1 protein-coding gene is annotated in these 1,049 nt (G+C 56.8%); it reads right to left on the reverse strand.

Annotation, left to right across the window (positions count from 1 at the left end):
• The coding region (locus PMI18_RS02180) for an IS1182 family transposase (protein WP_007907095.1) at nucleotides 1-972 on the reverse strand (972 nt) is incomplete at its 3' end.
• Between the last annotated feature and the right edge of the window lie 77 nt (nucleotides 973-1,049).

Consider the following 1,049-nt stretch of genomic DNA (forward strand, 5'->3'; position numbering starts at 1 on the left):
ACCTTGATTGTTAACCGACCGATTAGGGGGCACAAAAGCCGTGATGCCGGCATCTTCACAGGCCTGAAACTGCTCGCCATTAGAGTAACCAGCATCGGCGGTCACGCTGAGTTGCGGTTGCTCTAATTCAGCTTTGGCGGCCTTTGCCATGGGCTCAAGCTGCTGCCGGTCTGCGCCGTCCTGAGTCACCTCATGGTGCAAAATCAGGCAATGCTCAGCATCTACAGCGCTTTGGATGTTGTACGCCACGAACTTGCCGGAAGGTGTCCGCATTTTCTGGGCTTCGGACTCGCCCACAATGTGTTGAACCAGACCTTGAGCTTCCATCAGCCCTTGGCAGGTCTGGTTATTGGCCTTTTTTACCTGCAATTCACGAAGCGCCGCCTGCACCGCTGAGCGCTCAATGGCGCTTTCTTCGCTGTGATCCGCCTCTTCCAGCTGCGCCAAATAGCGAGCGATCCGCTTCTCAAGCGCCGCCTCCTGGTGTTTGAGCTTTTTCGGCGTCATGTGCTTGCGATTAGACGCCACCGCCTGAAACTTGCTGCCGTCGATAGCCACCAACTCACCGGCAACCAGGCCGGCGTGTCGGCAAAACTGAACGAAGGCACGGCACGTCGCGGTAAACGCCGCACTGTTGTCGCGACGAAAGTCAGCGATGGTTTTAAAGTCCGGCGCCAGTCGGCCCAGCAGCCACATGACTTCCACATTGCGCTGGCACTCGGCCTCGAGCCGCCGTGACGAGCGAATGCGCTGAAAATAACCGTACAGGTAGAGTTTGAGCAGATCCGCGGGATCGTACGAAGGGCGCCCCGTGGCCTTGGGTCTGGCTTTGTCGAAGCCCAGACGCTCAAGGTCCAGAAGGGAAATATAGGCCTCGATCACCCGAACCAGATGGTCATCGGGGATAAGTTCGTCCAGCGACAGTGGAAACAGCGCGCTCTGGGAGCGGTTTTCACCTTGGATATAGCGCATAAGAAAAATGCCCGCATCTTGCGATACGGGCATTTTCCTTAACCGGCCAGCAGATTGCTAGGTTTTCACACAGTCTG

It is taken from the genome of Pseudomonas sp. GM102 (assembly GCF_000282555.1).
Taxonomy (GTDB): domain Bacteria; phylum Pseudomonadota; class Gammaproteobacteria; order Pseudomonadales; family Pseudomonadaceae; genus Aquipseudomonas.